At 60.8% G+C, this 14,098-nt stretch carries 15 protein-coding genes; 9 read left to right on the top strand and 6 right to left on the bottom strand.

The window, feature by feature from the left end; translation table 11 throughout:
* The first annotated feature begins 11 nt into the window (after positions 1-11).
* Positions 12-797: a hypothetical protein gene (locus ATI02_RS06485; RefSeq protein ID WP_100845786.1), complete on the top strand. Its 786-nt coding sequence runs from the start codon at positions 12-14 to the stop codon at positions 795-797.
* 113 nt (positions 798-910) lie between these two features.
* Positions 911-1,477, top strand: a complete 567-nt coding sequence (locus ATI02_RS06480) for a DcrB/PsbP domain-containing protein (protein ID WP_095187511.1) — start codon at positions 911-913, stop codon at positions 1,475-1,477.
* 3 nt (positions 1,478-1,480) lie between these two features.
* Here the strand turns inward: ATI02_RS06480 and ATI02_RS06475 are convergent, their stop codons facing one another.
* From ATI02_RS06475 to ATI02_RS06455, 4 genes are all read right to left on the bottom strand, one after another.
* A complete protein-coding gene (locus ATI02_RS06475; RefSeq protein ID WP_100845785.1) occupies positions 1,481-2,197 on the bottom strand; it encodes an alpha/beta hydrolase in 717 nt (238 codons plus the stop codon).
* Positions 2,198-2,401: 204 nt separating this feature from the next.
* Entirely contained in the window at positions 2,402-3,514 is a 1,113-nt protein-coding gene (locus tag ATI02_RS06470) for a succinylglutamate desuccinylase/aspartoacylase family protein (RefSeq protein ID WP_100845784.1), read from the bottom strand.
* A gap of 189 nt (positions 3,515-3,703) precedes the next feature.
* Positions 3,704-4,483 carry an L-arginine-binding protein AotJ gene (locus tag ATI02_RS06460; protein WP_095187508.1) on the bottom strand — a complete coding sequence of 260 codons (780 nt, stop codon included), beginning with the start codon at positions 4,481-4,483 and terminating at the stop codon, positions 3,704-3,706.
* 266 nt (positions 4,484-4,749) lie between these two features.
* Positions 4,750-5,178, bottom strand: coding sequence for a rhodanese-like domain-containing protein (locus ATI02_RS06455; protein WP_100845783.1), 429 nt, complete (start codon positions 5,176-5,178; stop codon positions 4,750-4,752).
* Positions 5,179-5,274: 96 nt separating this feature from the next.
* Between ATI02_RS06455 and ftrA the strand changes: the two genes are divergently transcribed.
* The gene (ftrA, locus tag ATI02_RS06450; RefSeq protein ID WP_100845782.1) at positions 5,275-6,249 is read left to right on the top strand and encodes a transcriptional regulator FtrA; all 975 of its coding nucleotides are present in this window, start codon (positions 5,275-5,277) and stop codon (positions 6,247-6,249) included.
* 13 nt (positions 6,250-6,262) lie between these two features.
* Here the strand turns inward: ftrA and cobF are convergent, their stop codons facing one another.
* A complete protein-coding gene (gene cobF, locus ATI02_RS06445) occupies positions 6,263-7,018 on the bottom strand; it encodes a precorrin-6A synthase (deacetylating) (RefSeq protein WP_100845781.1) in 756 nt (251 codons plus the stop codon).
* Positions 7,018-7,587: a histidine phosphatase family protein gene (locus tag ATI02_RS06440; protein ID WP_100845780.1), complete on the bottom strand. Its 570-nt coding sequence runs from the start codon at positions 7,585-7,587 to the stop codon at positions 7,018-7,020. Before ATI02_RS06440 ends, cobF begins: the two co-directional genes overlap by 1 nt.
* A gap of 335 nt (positions 7,588-7,922) precedes the next feature.
* Here ATI02_RS06440 and ATI02_RS06435 point away from each other — a divergent pair, with 335 nt between their 5' ends.
* The 6 genes from ATI02_RS06435 (at position 7,923) to ATI02_RS06410 (ending at position 14,064) form a co-directional block, all read left to right on the top strand.
* On the top strand, positions 7,923-8,777 hold the full coding sequence (locus ATI02_RS06435) for a MurR/RpiR family transcriptional regulator (RefSeq protein WP_095187503.1): 855 nt from the start codon (positions 7,923-7,925) through the stop codon (positions 8,775-8,777).
* A gap of 2 nt (positions 8,778-8,779) precedes the next feature.
* A complete protein-coding gene (locus ATI02_RS06430) occupies positions 8,780-9,424 on the top strand; it encodes a cysteine hydrolase family protein (protein WP_095187502.1) in 645 nt (214 codons plus the stop codon).
* Complete coding sequence (locus tag ATI02_RS06425) at positions 9,421-10,752, top strand: type I glutamate--ammonia ligase (protein WP_100845779.1); 1,332 nt, start codon at positions 9,421-9,423, stop codon at positions 10,750-10,752. The genes ATI02_RS06430 and ATI02_RS06425 overlap by 4 nt, the downstream gene beginning before the upstream one ends.
* On the top strand, positions 10,736-11,488 hold the full coding sequence (locus ATI02_RS06420) for an N-formylglutamate amidohydrolase (RefSeq protein ID WP_095187500.1): 753 nt from the start codon (positions 10,736-10,738) through the stop codon (positions 11,486-11,488). The genes ATI02_RS06425 and ATI02_RS06420 overlap by 17 nt, the downstream gene beginning before the upstream one ends.
* 91 nt (positions 11,489-11,579) lie before the next feature.
* On the top strand, positions 11,580-12,929 hold the full coding sequence (locus ATI02_RS06415; RefSeq protein ID WP_100845778.1) for an APC family permease: 1,350 nt from the start codon (positions 11,580-11,582) through the stop codon (positions 12,927-12,929).
* A 118-nt stretch (positions 12,930-13,047) separates the two neighbouring features.
* The gene (locus ATI02_RS06410; RefSeq protein ID WP_100845777.1) at positions 13,048-14,064 is read left to right on the top strand and encodes an arginine N-succinyltransferase; all 1,017 of its coding nucleotides are present in this window, start codon (positions 13,048-13,050) and stop codon (positions 14,062-14,064) included.
* Positions 14,065-14,098: the final 34 nt, after the last annotated feature.

Genomic DNA, 14,098 nt, shown 5'->3' with positions numbered 1-14,098 from the left:
GAGACACCTGCGTGCTGATCCTCAAACTGTTGCTGATCCCCGGTTTTCTGTTGCTGATATCGCTGGCCGGCAAGCGCTGGGGACCGAGCGTGGCCGGGTGGCTGTCGGGGTTGCCGGTGGTGGTCGGGCCGATCCTGTTTTTCCTCGCCATCGAACAGGGGCCGCAGTTTGCCGCGCAATCGGCGGTCGCGGCGCTGTCGGCCATGTTCGCGATGATTGCGTTCTGCATCACCTACGCACAGGTCGCGCAGCGGGCGAACTGGCCGTGGGCACTGAGTTTTTCTCTGGCAGTCTGGGCGACGCTGGCGCTGATACTGTCGCTGATTCCGGCATCGCTGCCGTTCTCCGTGGCGGCGGCGGCCGTTGCCCTGTTGGCGGCGCCCTACCTGTTTCCCGAGGTGCAGCCGGTGCTGAACGGCCCGGCACCGAAGTCGGACAAACTGCTCTGGCGGATGATCGCCGGCGCTGCGCTGACGCTGGTGGTGACCCTGCTGGCCAGCACTGTCGGCGAACGCTGGAGCGGCCTGCTCGCGGTATTCCCGGTGCTCGGCAGTGTGATGGCGGTGTTTTCCCAGCAGACCCGTGGCCCGGCGTTTACTGCCGCGCTGTTGCGGGCGACGGCGACCGGGATGTATTCGTTTTCGGCGTTTTGTCTGGTCTCGGCGTTGACGCTGCCGAGTCTTGGCCTGAGCGGGTTTGCCATAGGCGTCGCGGTGTCGGTGGCCATGCTCGGCGTGACGCGTAAATTGCTGGCCAAACCGGCCCCTGTGAGAACCGCGCGGACCACTGAAGGTTGACGCCACAGGTAAGCGTTCACTTCAATCACCCGGTGCAGGCGAGCCGTGCTGGAGTGACAAGCCGGTGCATGGGATGATCGCCCGCCTGGCCTGACCACTTCCCGGAGATTCGAATGACATTGTTGAGCAAGAAAGCCGTCGTCCTGTTGCTGGCGGCTGTCGCCGGTCTCGGCGCCATCAACGCTCAGGCCGCCAAGGCCAAGGAAAAAGCCGCCACCGAGAAGGTTTCGATGCTCGGCGGCAAGTTCACTTTCACCCTGCCCAAGGGCTTTGTCGCTGATCCGTTGCCGGCCAGTCCGACCGGTGCCACTGGCACGATGTACACCAACCAGACCACTAAAACCGTGGTCATCGCCGCCGAAAACCAGGTTCCTGAAGGCAATAACGTCAAGGACAACGACAGCGCGTTTCTCGATGGCAGCGTTTCTGACTTCATCGATGCCCAGCGCAAAGCGCTACCGGACTTCAACAAACTCAGTGAGAAAAGCCTGACCCAAAAAGGCACCGGCCTTGGCCTGCGTCAGGTCGACAGCACTGCCACGCAGGGCGGCGGCCAGACCCTCAACACGACCTTGATGGCCGGTTCGGGAACGCGCATGGCGCTGGTCCAGGTAATCTCCCGGGTCAGCGACAAGAAAGGTCACGATGCCCTGGTAAAAACCATCCTCAAAGAACAGTGATTCTCAAGGGTTGATTTGCTGCAACCAGGCGTTCAAGTCCCGCAGTTCGGCCGCACTGATGCTGTGGCCGACGCCGGGATAGGCGTGAAACTGCGGTTTGTAATCCCGTTTCTGGAGTAACGCAGCGGCCTCGGTACCGTCGTGATACGGCACCCGATTATCGGCAGTGCCGTGACCGATGAAGATGTTCAACGGCAGCGGTTGTTGCTCGCTCTTCAGTTCAGCTTTCAACACCGGCAATAACCGTCCGCTCAATGCCGCAATACCGCCCACGGCCATCGGCGGACGCAGGCCCACCTCGTAAGTCATCATCGCGCCCTGGCTGAAACCGATCAGGTACACCTTGTCGGGGGCCGCGTGATATTTCTTCGCCGCTTGTGCGACAAAATCCCGCAACTTCTGGCCGCTGGCCTTCAGATCATCGGTCTCGCCGTTGTAGGCGCCTTCGCCTTTCTTGCGAAACCACTGGTAGCGCCCTTCGCCCAACGCCAGCGGCGCCTGCGCCGAGAGGTAGTTGTAGTGCGCCGGCAACTGGAATTTCATGCCGATCAGATCGGCTTCGTTACTGCCATAACCGTGCAGGAAAATCACCAGCGGACGCGGATCGGCATCAGGGTGAACCTGTGCAATGTATCTAAGCGGCAGATCGCTTTGCAGGGTGGTTTGAGCCTGGACGGCGGTGGACGCCAGGAGGGTCAACAGGGCAAACGCCTTCAACATAAAGCCTTCCTTCACAGAGTGTCGGGTTCGGGGGGAGCCTAACACTCTGGGTCGAAGATCCAAATTCAGTGGTGCTGTCGAGACCGCCATCGCTGGCAAGCCAGCTCCCACAGGTTTTTGCGCAAGTCACCCATTTTGTGTACGACGCGGACACGGTGGGCGCTGGCTTGCCAGCGATGAGGCCTGCAGATCCAGTGAAGATCGTCAGTCGTTAGTCAGCTTGCCCGTGCGAAACGGCACCCGCCCCGCCACTTTCGCCTGCCAGATTCCGGGCTCGGTGTACCGCCCGCGATCAATCGCAAACAGCACGCCACTGGTCCCGGCGCGCACAGTAGTCACGCGATCCTGTAACGGATCAACCACCTCAAACAATGCATCGCCCTTCTCCACCCACTCGCCCGCATCGCGCAGGAAACTCACCACGCCATGGTGCGGCGCGAACAGGTATTCGGTGCCTTCGAAAGGCATGCCTTCACAGCACTCGTTGGGCGCCGCCGGCCATTCACCGCTGATGAAACCCTGCTCGGCGAGAAATCCGAGAATCGCCTCGCAATTGGCTTGGGCCTGATCGACCCGGGTGTCGCCCATGCTGCCGAGCTCCAGCGTGGTGGCGAGGTTGGCCGCAGGAATGGCCGCGCCCGGGAAGGCTCGTGCCAGTCGCAGCCACGGCGTTGAGCAGGATTCATCGAATGAACTGCCGCCGGAATCTTCACACAGCAACGCCACGCCGGCCTTCAAGCGCGCCGCCAGTGACTGCCACTGCGGCCAATGCTGAGGCAACGCATAAAGGTGGATCGATGCTTCGAAATCGCAATGCAGGTCAAGGGTGATGTCGGCATCGCAGGCGTGGCGCAGCAGCAAGCGATGCAGGGCTTGCAGTTGTGAGGCCGGGGCCGGCAGATCATCGAAGACCTGGATCATGGTCTGGCGGATCAGCGCGATGTTGGCGTCGGTATCAGAACCCAGGCGATCACCGATCAACGCTGCCACTGGCGCGCTGAGTTCAACAAACCCACGGTTGAAATTCTTGCCGCTGCCCAGTTCGAAGCGGCCCATGTGCGCGCTTTGCAGATGCTGGTCCAGGCCGATCGGGTTGGCCACCGGTACCAGTTCGATCACGCCTTGCAGACGACCTTGCTGTTCCAGTTCGTGGAGGCGTTTCTTGAGTTCCCACGCAGTGCGCATGCCCGGCAATTCATCGGCGTGCAGGCTGGCCTGGATGTACACCTTGCGGGTGCCGGCGCCGTAACGGAATACGCTGAGGGAGCGTTCGCTGCCCAAGTGGCTCCAGGGCAGCAGATGGTCGATGCGTTGCATAAGAAAACTCCGCGAACTCTGTAGGAGCTGCCGCAGGCTGCGATCTTTTGATCTTGTTTTTCAGGATCAAGATCAAAAGATCGCAGCCTGCGGCAGCTCCTACATTGGAAAATGTGTGCTGCAGGATAAATCATGGGCACAAAAAAAGTGGCCGCCGCATCAACGGGGGCCACTTTTTTCTACGGCGTATTAATGGCCGTAAACGTCAAAGTCGAAGTACTTGTCCTGGACTTTTTTGTACTCGCCATTGGCGCGAATTTCGGTGATGGCGGCGTTGAATTTGTCCGCCAGCTCTTTGTCACCCTTGCGCACGGCGATGCCGGCACCGCCGCCGAAGTACTTGGCGTCTTCGTAGGTCGGGCCGACGAATTCGAAGCCTTTGCCGGCGTCGGTTTTCAGGAAGCCGTCGCTCAGGTTGACCGAGTCGGCCAGCATCGCGTCGATACGACCCGATACCATGTCCAGGTTGGCTTCCTGCTGCGAACCGTAACGCACCAGCTCGATCCCGGCCGGCACCAGCACTTCAGTGGCGTAGCGGTCGTGGGTACTGGCACGCAGCACGCCGACTTTCTTGCCTTTGAGTTCGGTCAGCGGATCTTTGACACCCGAGCCTTCCTTCATCACGAAGCGCGCCGGGGTGTGGTAGTACTTGATGGTGAAGTCGACGTTTTTCTTGCGATCGTCAGTGATGGTCATCGAAGACAGGATCGCGTCGATTTTCTTCACTTTCAGCGCCGGGATCAGACCATCGAATTCTTGCTCGACCCAAGTACATTTGACTTTCATCTGCGCGCACAGCGCATCGCCGATATCGACATCGAAACCGGCGAGTTTGCCGTCAGCGGTTTTCATCGAGAATGGCGGGTAACCGGCTTCAATACCGATGCGGATCGGCTTGGCGTCTTCGGCCACGGCGGTCAGGGACAACATCGACAGTGCCAGGGCACCAAACATCACTAGCTTCTTCATTTATAACTCCTGTGTGCGGAGGCTTTTATTGGCAGCTTTCGATTCAGCGTTCGGCATGGCCATTTGGCTGCAAAATCCGAAGTGGTCGGCAGTCTATGGCGGCGCGCACAGGGCAAATTGTGTTTAAGCGACAAATACTTACAAAAGATCGGCGAGTCGATTGACCGCCATCAACAGGTGCGCCGTCGTGGTGCAAAGGCTGTAGGACAAGCCCTCAAACAGTACAAAAAAACCGTGTAGGCGCGCGCCTACACGGGGTCTGGGTTTCAGCAGTTGCAACCGATGGGCGTCTTGGCAGCTTGCGCCACGCTTAATTCAAATCCCTCGTCCAGCCACCCGGTCACGCCGCCGATCATCTCCTTGACCGGATAACCCAGCGCCGCCAATTTCACCGCCGCCTTGTTGGCGCCGTTGCAATGTGGGCCGGCGCAATAGACCACAAACAGCGTGGTTATCGGGTAGCGCTTCAATGCCTCAGCGCTCAGCAAGCGCGTGGGCAGGTTGATCGCCCCCGGCACATGCCCACGCTGAAAAGCCAGGGGGCCGCGCACGTCGATCAGGACAAAATCGGTTTCGCCCGCTTGCTGGCTGCTGAACACGTCGGAACAATCGGTTTCGAAGGTCAGACGATTGCTGAAATGCATCAGTGCAATCGCCGACGGTGCGGCAGGAATTTCGCGAACCAGACTGCTCATGGGGTGTTGCTCCTGTGTGGGTGTGAACAGACTTTATCCAGTCGCCGCGTAGCGCTACAGTGGCGCACAAGACAGTCACCGGGAATTTTCCGCCAAATGCCTACTTCACCAGGACTGGTCGCGATTCTGGCCTACGATGGCCTCTGCACTTTCGAGTTCGGCATTGCCGTGGAGGTGTTCGGTCTGGCCCGGCCGGAATTCGATTTCCCGTGGTACGAGCACTGCATTGTGGCGGTCGACCAAGGGCCGATGCGGGCCATGGGCGGCATTCAGGTGCTGGCCGATGGTGGCCTCGATTTGTTGGCACAGGCGCGCACCATCATTATTCCCGGCTGGCGTGACCGTCACGCTGAAGTGCCGCCGGCGCTGCTCACCGCCCTGCGCGAGGCCCACGCCCGTGGTGCGCGGCTGCTGTCGATCTGCTCGGGGGTCTTTGTGCTGGCGGCCAGCGGCCTGCTCGATGGCCACGGCGCCACCACTCATTGGCGTTACACCGCAGAACTGGCTCAGCGCTTTGCGATGATTGCGGTTGATCCTGACGTGCTTTACGTCGATTCGGGCCAGTTGATCACCTCGGCCGGCAGCGCGGCCGGGATCGACGCCTGTCTGCACCTGGTGGCGCGGGATTTCGGCACGCAGGTCGCCAACTCGGTGGCGCGGCGCCTGGTCATGTCGCCGCAGCGCACCGGCGGTCAGGCGCAGTTCATACCGACGCCGGTCAGCCCGACGCCACGCAATGATCTGTCACGGGTGATGCAATGGGCCCGCGAACGCCTGCATGAACCGCTGGAAGTGCGCGATCTGGCCAGTGAGGCGGCGATGAGTGAGCGTACCTTTCTGCGGCGTTTCAGCGAGGCCAGCGGGCAGTCGCCCAAAGCCTGGCTGCAACATGAACGGCTGGCTCGCGCCCGCGAATTGCTGGAAAGCTCCAGCGACAATACCGAACAGATCGCGCTGCGCTGTGGCTATCGTTCGGTGGAGAGTTTTCGCGTGGCGTTTCGCAGCGTGGTCGGCGTGCCGCCGTCGGTGTATCGGGAGCGGTTTGGCCGGGAGGCTATTGCCCATTCTTGAGAGCACCGCCAATTCAGGGCTTGCGCAACAGATAGGTATCCATGATCCACCCATGCTTTAACCGCGCCGCCTGGCGTACCCGCTCGATCTCGTCCGCCACCTCCTCAAGTTTGCCACTGAGCAAAATCTCATCCGGCGTACCCAGATAGGCGCCCCAGTAAATCTGCGTTTGCCGATCCGCCACTTGCTGATAGGCATCGTCGGCATCGAGCATCACCACCAGACTGTCCGCCGCGCTCACCTGCCCTGCTGCCAGACGCCGGCCGGTGGTGATTTCAATTGAATGGCCAATCGTGTTCAGCGGCACTTTATGCTGCGCGGCCAACGCCTGAACGCTGGTGATTCCGGGGATCACTTCATATTCGAAGGCACAGCGCCCAGACGCGAGAATCGCTTGCAGGATACGCAGGGTGCTGTCGTACAACGCCGGATCGCCCCACACCAGAAAACCGCCGCACTGGCCGTCGGCCAATTGCTCATTGATCAGGCGCTCGAAGGTTTGCTGCTTGGCGCGGTTGAGCTCGTCGACGCTGGCGGTGTAGTCGACCTCACCGCGCTCACGCTCCGGGCTGGGGGCCTGGACGAAGCGGTAGTGCGGGTCTGTGATGTAGCGCTCACAGATGTCCCGGCGCAACGTGATCAACGCGTCCTTGCTCTGACCTTTGTCAAAGAGAAAGAACACGTCTACCCGGTTCAGCGCTTTCACGGCCTGCATCGTGACGTAATCCGGATTTCCGGCGCCGATGCCGATCACCAACAGTTGTTTCATCAGCGTGCTCCTTGCAGATCAAGACCGGGCAAGCGTAGCCGCCAGCGCCCGGTGAAGCGCAGTTCGAGCACCGACAACGGTTCGACATCCAGGTCATGGAACGCCGCGCCCTGCATCACTTGAACCATTGCCGCGCGAATGACAAACGGGTGCGTCACCGCCACCACATGCCCCGGCGTGGATTGCACGCTGAGCAGCCACACCGCCACGCGCTCGCACACCTGCGCAACCGACTCACCGCCATGCGGGGTGGCGTGGGGATCCTCCAGCCAGGCCTGTAACTCCGCGCCCTCGGCACGCTGTAAAGCCTTGATGGACTGACCGTGCCAGCGCCCCCAATCGCAATCGCGCAACGCCTGGTCAATTTGCGCGTCGGCGCCCATCCACGCAGCAGTCTGGCGGGTACGCAATTCCGGGCCGCATATCAGCCGGTGCGGCGAGCCGAAATGCGCGGCCAGCGTGTCAGCCGCCAACGGGCTCTTTTCAACGGGTTCATTCGTAGGAAAACACGCCAATTTTTGTGCGACGGTTCGCGCATGGCAAATCAGTGACAAACGGGTGCTATGCACGATGAATCACTCGGTCGAAAATCATGAAAATCAGCGGCGCAGGATCGGTCCACCGACAATTGTGCCGTAAACCGAGGGCTCATGGCCTGTTCGATGCAACAGTGTCGACCCTCTCAATGCGAAAAAATCGGCAATTTCCGACACTGTCATGGGCAATTGCCTACAAAGCCAATCGACTTCGGTGTAACCCTTGTGCCACGGGCACCTTGCCCCATTCCGGGGCTGTTTAAACGCGACAAAAAATTCACTAGACATGTAGTACCAGTTACATAAATACTGTTTTAACGGATTGTGAAGCGAATTCGACACCCCCCCCTCATCCAGCAGGAGCCCGGATGCCCCCACTCAGAGACCTGATCACCGATCCCGGCCTGGATCTTACGCCGTCGGAGCGCAAAGTCGTCCGCGCCTTGCTCGATCAATACCCACGCAATGGTCTGGGGCCAATGGCGCGTCTGGCCGAACATGCAGGCGTCAGCGATCCGACCATCGTGCGGCTGGTGAAAAAACTCGGTTTCGGCGGTTATGCCGAATTCCAGGATGCCCTGCTCAGCGACATGGATCATCGCCTGCGTTCGCCGCGCACCTTGCTGCAACCCCGCGCGCAACAACACAAGGACGATGCCTGGAGCCACTATCTGGCTGACAGCCATCGCCTGCTGGTCGAAACCCAATCGCTGACCCAACCCGAAGATGTGCGCATCCTCACCGACTGGCTGCTCGATGCCCGGCATCAGGTTTACTGCTTTGGCGGACGCTTCAGCAGCCTGATGGCGACTTACCTGCTCAATCACCTGCGCCTGCTGCGCCCCGGCTGTTTTGCACTGGAGGACAACGCGCAACTGCCTGATCGCCTGTTCGATCTGCAACGTCAGGACGTCGTGCTGGTGTTCGATTACCGCCGCTATCAGACCCAAGCCCTGCGCGTTGCCAGTGCCGCGAAAAACAACAATGCGCGCGTGGTGCTGTTCACCGACATCTACGCCTCGCCGCTGCGCGAACTGGCCGACCTGATCATCAGCGCCCCGGTGGAATCGGCGTCGCCGTTCGACACCATGGTGCCGGCGCTGGCGCAGGTCGAAGCGCTGATCGCCTGCCTGACCCTGCGCACTGACAATCTGGCCGATCGCCTGGAAGGCATAGACGCCCTGCGCAACGACTTCAACACCCACCTGCTGGAGGATAAATAAGGATGTTCAGCCTTCCCCACCGCTCGCCGCGGGATTTGCCGTTTGTCACCGACCACACCGCGTTGCTGTTGGTGGACATGCAGCGTGCCTGGCTCGAACCACAGTTCGACCCGCACCTGAACGGCCCGGAAGGCGAGTACTTCCTGACCCGCGCGCACATGCAGGTGGTGCCCAATCAACGCCGGTTGCTCAGTGCCTTTCGCCAGGCGCGGCAAAACGTGCTGCACACCATCATCGAAAGCCTGACGGCCGATGGTCGCGACCGCTCGCTGGATCACAAGCTGTCGGACATGCACCTGCCCAAGGGCAGCACGCAGGCGCGGATCATTGAAGACCTGACCCCGGTGGAAAACGAGATCGTTCTGCCGAAAACCTCGTCCGGGGTGTTCAATTCCACCAACATCGACTACGTGCTGCGCAACCTCGAAACCCGCCACCTGATCATCGCCGGCATCGTCACCGACCAGTGCGTCGACATGGCCGTGCGCGACGCCGCCGACCGTGGTTATCTGGTGACGCTGGTCGAAGACGCCTGCGCCACCTACAACGAAGCCCGACATCACGCCTGCCTGAATGCGATCAAGGGTTACTGCTGGATTACCGACACCGACACCGTAATCGGCCGGTTGCAGGAGATGCGGCCATGAGCGCACGCCTGACGCCGCTGCCGATGACCACCATCGTCACCACCGACCTGATCGGCATCACCCGTGGCCGCTCGTTTCCCACAGACGAGCTTGAGCACTACCAGGCTGGCGGTTGCGGCTGGGTCCCGGCCAACAGTGCGTTGACGCCGCAAGACATCATTGCTTCGACCAATCCATGGGGCGCTTATGGTGACTTGCGCCTGATTCCCGATCTGAGCAGCCGCGTCACCGTCAGCAACGGGCCGGATGCCGATGCGCCAGCGCTGGATTTCATTCACGGCGATATCCGCGAAACCGATGGCCGCCCTTGGGGTGCCTGCCCGCGCACATTGTTGCGCGATGAAATCGAGCGTTACCGCGACGCGCTGGGCTTGCAGGTCAATGCCGCGTTCGAACATGAATTCAACTTGCATGCAGGCTTTGCCGAACACCTGGCGTTCTCGCTGCAAGCCCAGCGGCAGGGCGCCGAGTTCGGCGGCTGGCTGCTCGCCGCCCTGCGCGCCGGTGGTGTCGAGCCGGAAATGTTCCTGCCCGAATACGGCAAGCATCAATACGAAATCACCTGCCGCCCAACGCTTGGCGTCGCAGCGGCGGATCGCGCAGTGAACGTGCGCGAGATCACCCGCGAGATCGCCCGGCAAATGGGCCTGGATGTGAGCTTCGCACCGAAAACGGCCGAGCAGGCGGTGTGCAATGGCGTGCACCTGCACGTCAGCCTCCTTGATCTGGCCGGTCAACCGATGCTCTACGACGCTGGCACCAGCAACGGCCTGTCGACCCTCGGCCAGCATTGGGCGGCGGGCATCCTGCACTATCTTCCGGCGCTGTGTGCGTTTACCGCGCCGACGCCAGTCTCCTACGAGCGCTTGCAGCCGCATCACTGGAGCGCGTCCTACGCCTGCCTCGGCCAGCAGAACCGCGAAGCCGCGTTGCGCATCTGCCCGACCGTGACGCTGGGCGGCAAAGCCGTAGCGACACAGTTCAACCTGGAATTTCGCGCCATGGATGCCACCGCCTCGCCACACCTGGCGATGGCTGCGCTGCTGATCGCCGGACGCCTGGGCATCGAACAGCGTCTGGCGCTGAACGCGATCACGGATGAAATTCCCGATTCACTCAACGACGAGCAACGCAAGGCCCGGGGCATTGTCGCCCTGCCCGCCTCGCTGGCGCAGGCACTGGATCGCCTGCGCAACAGTGGCACCTTCAATCAATGGCTGCCCAAGCCGTTGCTCGACACCTATCACGCCCTGAAAACCGAGGAACTGGCGCTGACGGAACAGCTCTCGCCCGCTGACCTGTGTGAGCACTATGCACGCCTGTACTGAATCCGCCGAGCTTGGGTTGTACACCCGACCGGTCTACAACCTGAGCCGCGCCGACTCGACGCACCCGTTGATTCTGGTGTGCGAGCACGCCAGTCCCTACATTCCCGAGGCCCTGAACAACCTGGGCCTGGACGATGCCGCCGCCCGTGAACACATCGCCTGGGACATCGGGGCGCTGCAACTGGCTGAACAGTTGTCGGAAACACTCGGCGCTACGCTGTTGAGCGCCAACTATTCGCGCCTGCTGATTGATCTGAATCGACCACGGCATGCACCTGACAGCATTCCGGCGCAAAGCGAAATTTACCAGGTGCCGGGCAATCGCGAGCTGGACGAAGCCACCCGCGAATATCGCCATCAGACCCTGTTCAAACCGTTTCATGCGCGCTTGCAAACGTTGATCGACGAGCGCATCGCCAAGGGTCAACCGGTGCGCATCGTCGGCATTCACAGCTTCACCCCTGTGTATTACGGCCAGCCACGAACGCTGGAAATCGGCGTGCTGTTCGGTCAGGCCCAGGCTTACGCCCGGCGCGTGCTCGACGGCCTGGACAAACATCCGCTGAAAACCGCCGGCAATCAGCCGTACAGGATTGATCCGCTGGGCGACATGACGGTGCCGGTGCACGGTGATGCCCGGGGTCTGGATTCGGTGCTCGTCGAGGTGCGCAACGATTTGCTGCGCAGCCCGCAAGACGTAACGCGCTGGGCCGGATACCTCGCGCCATTGCTGTAACAGAAAACGCCTGTAAAGACTGCTGATGCTGTAACGGATTACCGATAGAAGAACTAAAAAACAATCGATGGCTGACAAGGAGTTGCGCTTCATGGAAATTGAAGAATTCGGCTACAAACAAGAGTTGAAACGTAGCCTCACGCTCACGGACCTGGTGGTGTACGGGATGATCTTCATGATCCCCATCGCCCCGTTCGGCGTGTATGGCTACGTTAACGCCGAGGCACCGGGGATGGTGCCGCTGGCGTACATCATCGGAATGGTGGCGATGCTGTTCACGGCGTTGAGCTACGGCAGCATGGCCAAGGCTTTTCCGATTGCAGGTTCGGTGTATTCCTACGCACAACGCGGCCTCAATCAACACGTCGGCTTCATCGCCGGCTGGCTGATGCTGCTTGATTACCTGCTGATTCCACCACTGCTGTATGTGTATGCAGCGATGGCGCTCAACCACTTGTATCCGGACATTCCGAAAGTCGGCTTCATTCTGGCGTTCCTGGTCAGCGCGACCTACGTCAACCTGCGTGGCATCACCTTCACCGCGCGGATGAACATCATTTTCCTGCTGGCACAACTGGTGGTGCTGGGCATCTTCCTGTTCTACGCCTGGAATGCCCTGCACAACGGTGGCGGCAACGGCGAGCTGACCCTGGCGCCGCTATATAACGCGCAAACCTTCAATTTCGCCCTGCTGATGCAAGCGGTGTCGATTGCGGTGCTGTCGTTTCTCGGCTTCGATGCCATTTCCACCCTCGCCGAAGAGATCAAGGGCGACCCCGGCCGCAGTGTCGGCAAGGCCGCGTTGATCACGCTGGTGGTAATGGGCGTGATTTTCGTCGCGCAAACCTGGATTGCCACTGATCTGGCAGCGGGCATGGGCTTCAAATCCGCTGACACCGCGTTCTATGAGATTGCCGAAATCGCTGCCGGTAGCTGGCTCGCGACCCTGACCGGTGTGGCGACTGCGCTGGCCTGGGGCGTGGCCGTGGCAATCACTTCGCAAGCGGCCGTGTCGCGCCTGCTGTTCGGCATGGCCCGCGACGGCAAACTGCCGAAAGTGCTGGCCAGGGTGCACCCGAAACACAACACGCCTTACCTGAGCATTTATCTGGTGGCGGTGCTGTCGCTGGTGATCTGCTACCTGTTCATCAATTCGGTCGACACCCTGACATCGCTGGTCAACTTCGGCGCACTCAGCGGTTTCATGCTGCTGCACCTGACCGTGATCAACTACTACTGGCGTCGGCAAAAATCCGGTCAGGTCGTGCGCCATCTGATCTGCCCGGTGATCGGCTTCATCATCGTCGCGGCCATCATGTACAACATGGGCGTCGATGCGCAGAAACTCGGCCTGATCTGGATTGCTCTGGGCCTGGTGTACCTGTTCTTCCTCAACAAGCTCGGCGCCAGTACTGCGCTGCCTGACCCGAGCAACGGCTGACAAGAAAAAGAGCGGCGTCTGACAACAAATCAGGCGACCGCCGATTTAACGCGTGGACACCGACAGTGATAGTCAGGTGCGGCGAATTCGCCGAACCTTTTGATACAGGAGTACATCCATGCTGGTCTTACGCCCAGTCGAGCCAACCGACCTGCCTCAGTTACATCAACTGGCTCGCGACAGCCTGGTAGGCGTGACGTCGCTGCCGGATGACAGCGAACGCCTGCGCGAGAAAATCGCCGGCTCCTGTACGTCGTTCGACAGCGAGGCGCAGGCCAACGGCCCGCAGAATTACTTCTTCGTGCTGGAAGACCTCGATAGCCGGCGTCTGCTCGGCTGCTCGGAGATTCTCGCCACCGCCGGTTTCGACGAGCCGTTCTACAGCCTGCGCAACCGCCACTTCACCAGTGCTTCGCGAGAGCTGAACATCGAGCACGGCGTGCCGGCCCTTTCGTTGTGCCACGATCTGAACGACCACACCCTGCTGCGCGGTTTCCACATCGACGCAGCGCTGGTGCGTACACCGTTTTCCGAATTGCTCTCACGGGCGCGCCTGCTGTTCATCGCGGCCCACGCGCAGCGCTTCGCCGAAGCGGTGATTACCGAAATCGTCGGTTACAGCGACGAAAACGGTCATTCGCCGTTCTGGGATGCACTGGGCAAACACTTCTTCGACCTGCCCTACGCCGAAGCTGAGCGCCTGTGTGGTTTGCAAAGCCGTGCATTCCTCGCCGAACTGATGCCGCAATACCCGATCTACGTGCCGATGCTGCCGCAAGCGGCGCAAGACTGCATCGGGCGTATTCACCCGGACGGGCAGGAAGCGTTCGACATTCTTGAGCGCGAAGGTTTTGAAACCAACAGCTACATCGACCTCTTCGACGCGGGCCCGACCCTGTATGCGCGCACGGCGAACATTCGTTCGATCGCCCGCAGCGAAACGGCCACTGTGCAACAGCAACCGCAGATCGACGCCCGTGGCCGCTATCTGCTCAGTAACGACGCGCTGCATGGTTACCGGGCCATCGTCACCGAACTCGATTGGCAACCCGGACAACCGCTGTCGCTCACCCCGGCAATGTGTGCGGCGCTGAACGTGACCGATGGCAGCCCGATCCGGCTGATTGCCCTGTGAACCGCGCCCGGTTACGCAGTCAACGACAGTACCC

Source organism: Pseudomonas baetica, from assembly GCF_002813455.1.
Taxonomy (GTDB): Bacteria; Pseudomonadota; Gammaproteobacteria; order Pseudomonadales; family Pseudomonadaceae; genus Aquipseudomonas; species Aquipseudomonas baetica.
The sequence above is the reverse complement of the archived record's forward strand: the minus strand, read 5'-3'. Positions and strand labels throughout refer to the sequence as shown.

What these genes read in the sequence shown, in the direction of transcription:
- ATI02_RS06480 (WP_095187511.1), top strand. Translation starts at nt 911, where the DNA reads ATGACATTGTTGAGCAAGAAAGCCGTCGTCCTGTTGCTGGCGGCTGTC.
- ATI02_RS06475 (WP_100845785.1), bottom strand. Translation starts at nt 2,197, where the DNA reads ATGTTGAAGGCGTTTGCCCTGTTGACCCTCCTGGCGTCCACCGCCGTC.
- ATI02_RS06470 (WP_100845784.1), bottom strand. Translation starts at nt 3,514, where the DNA reads ATGCAACGCATCGACCATCTGCTGCCCTGGAGCCACTTGGGCAGCGAA.
- ATI02_RS06460 (WP_095187508.1), bottom strand. Translation starts at nt 4,483, where the DNA reads ATGAAGAAGCTAGTGATGTTTGGTGCCCTGGCACTGTCGATGTTGTCC.
- ATI02_RS06455 (WP_100845783.1), bottom strand. Translation starts at nt 5,178, where the DNA reads ATGAGCAGTCTGGTTCGCGAAATTCCTGCCGCACCGTCGGCGATTGCA.
- ftrA (WP_100845782.1), top strand. Translation starts at nt 5,275, where the DNA reads ATGCCTACTTCACCAGGACTGGTCGCGATTCTGGCCTACGATGGCCTC.
- cobF (WP_100845781.1), bottom strand. Translation starts at nt 7,018, where the DNA reads ATGAAACAACTGTTGGTGATCGGCATCGGCGCCGGAAATCCGGATTAC.
- ATI02_RS06435 (WP_095187503.1), top strand. Translation starts at nt 7,923, where the DNA reads ATGCCCCCACTCAGAGACCTGATCACCGATCCCGGCCTGGATCTTACG.
- ATI02_RS06430 (WP_095187502.1), top strand. Translation starts at nt 8,780, where the DNA reads ATGTTCAGCCTTCCCCACCGCTCGCCGCGGGATTTGCCGTTTGTCACC.
- ATI02_RS06425 (WP_100845779.1), top strand. Translation starts at nt 9,421, where the DNA reads ATGAGCGCACGCCTGACGCCGCTGCCGATGACCACCATCGTCACCACC.
- ATI02_RS06420 (WP_095187500.1), top strand. Translation starts at nt 10,736, where the DNA reads ATGCACGCCTGTACTGAATCCGCCGAGCTTGGGTTGTACACCCGACCG.
- ATI02_RS06415 (WP_100845778.1), top strand. Translation starts at nt 11,580, where the DNA reads ATGGAAATTGAAGAATTCGGCTACAAACAAGAGTTGAAACGTAGCCTC.
- ATI02_RS06410 (WP_100845777.1), top strand. Translation starts at nt 13,048, where the DNA reads ATGCTGGTCTTACGCCCAGTCGAGCCAACCGACCTGCCTCAGTTACAT.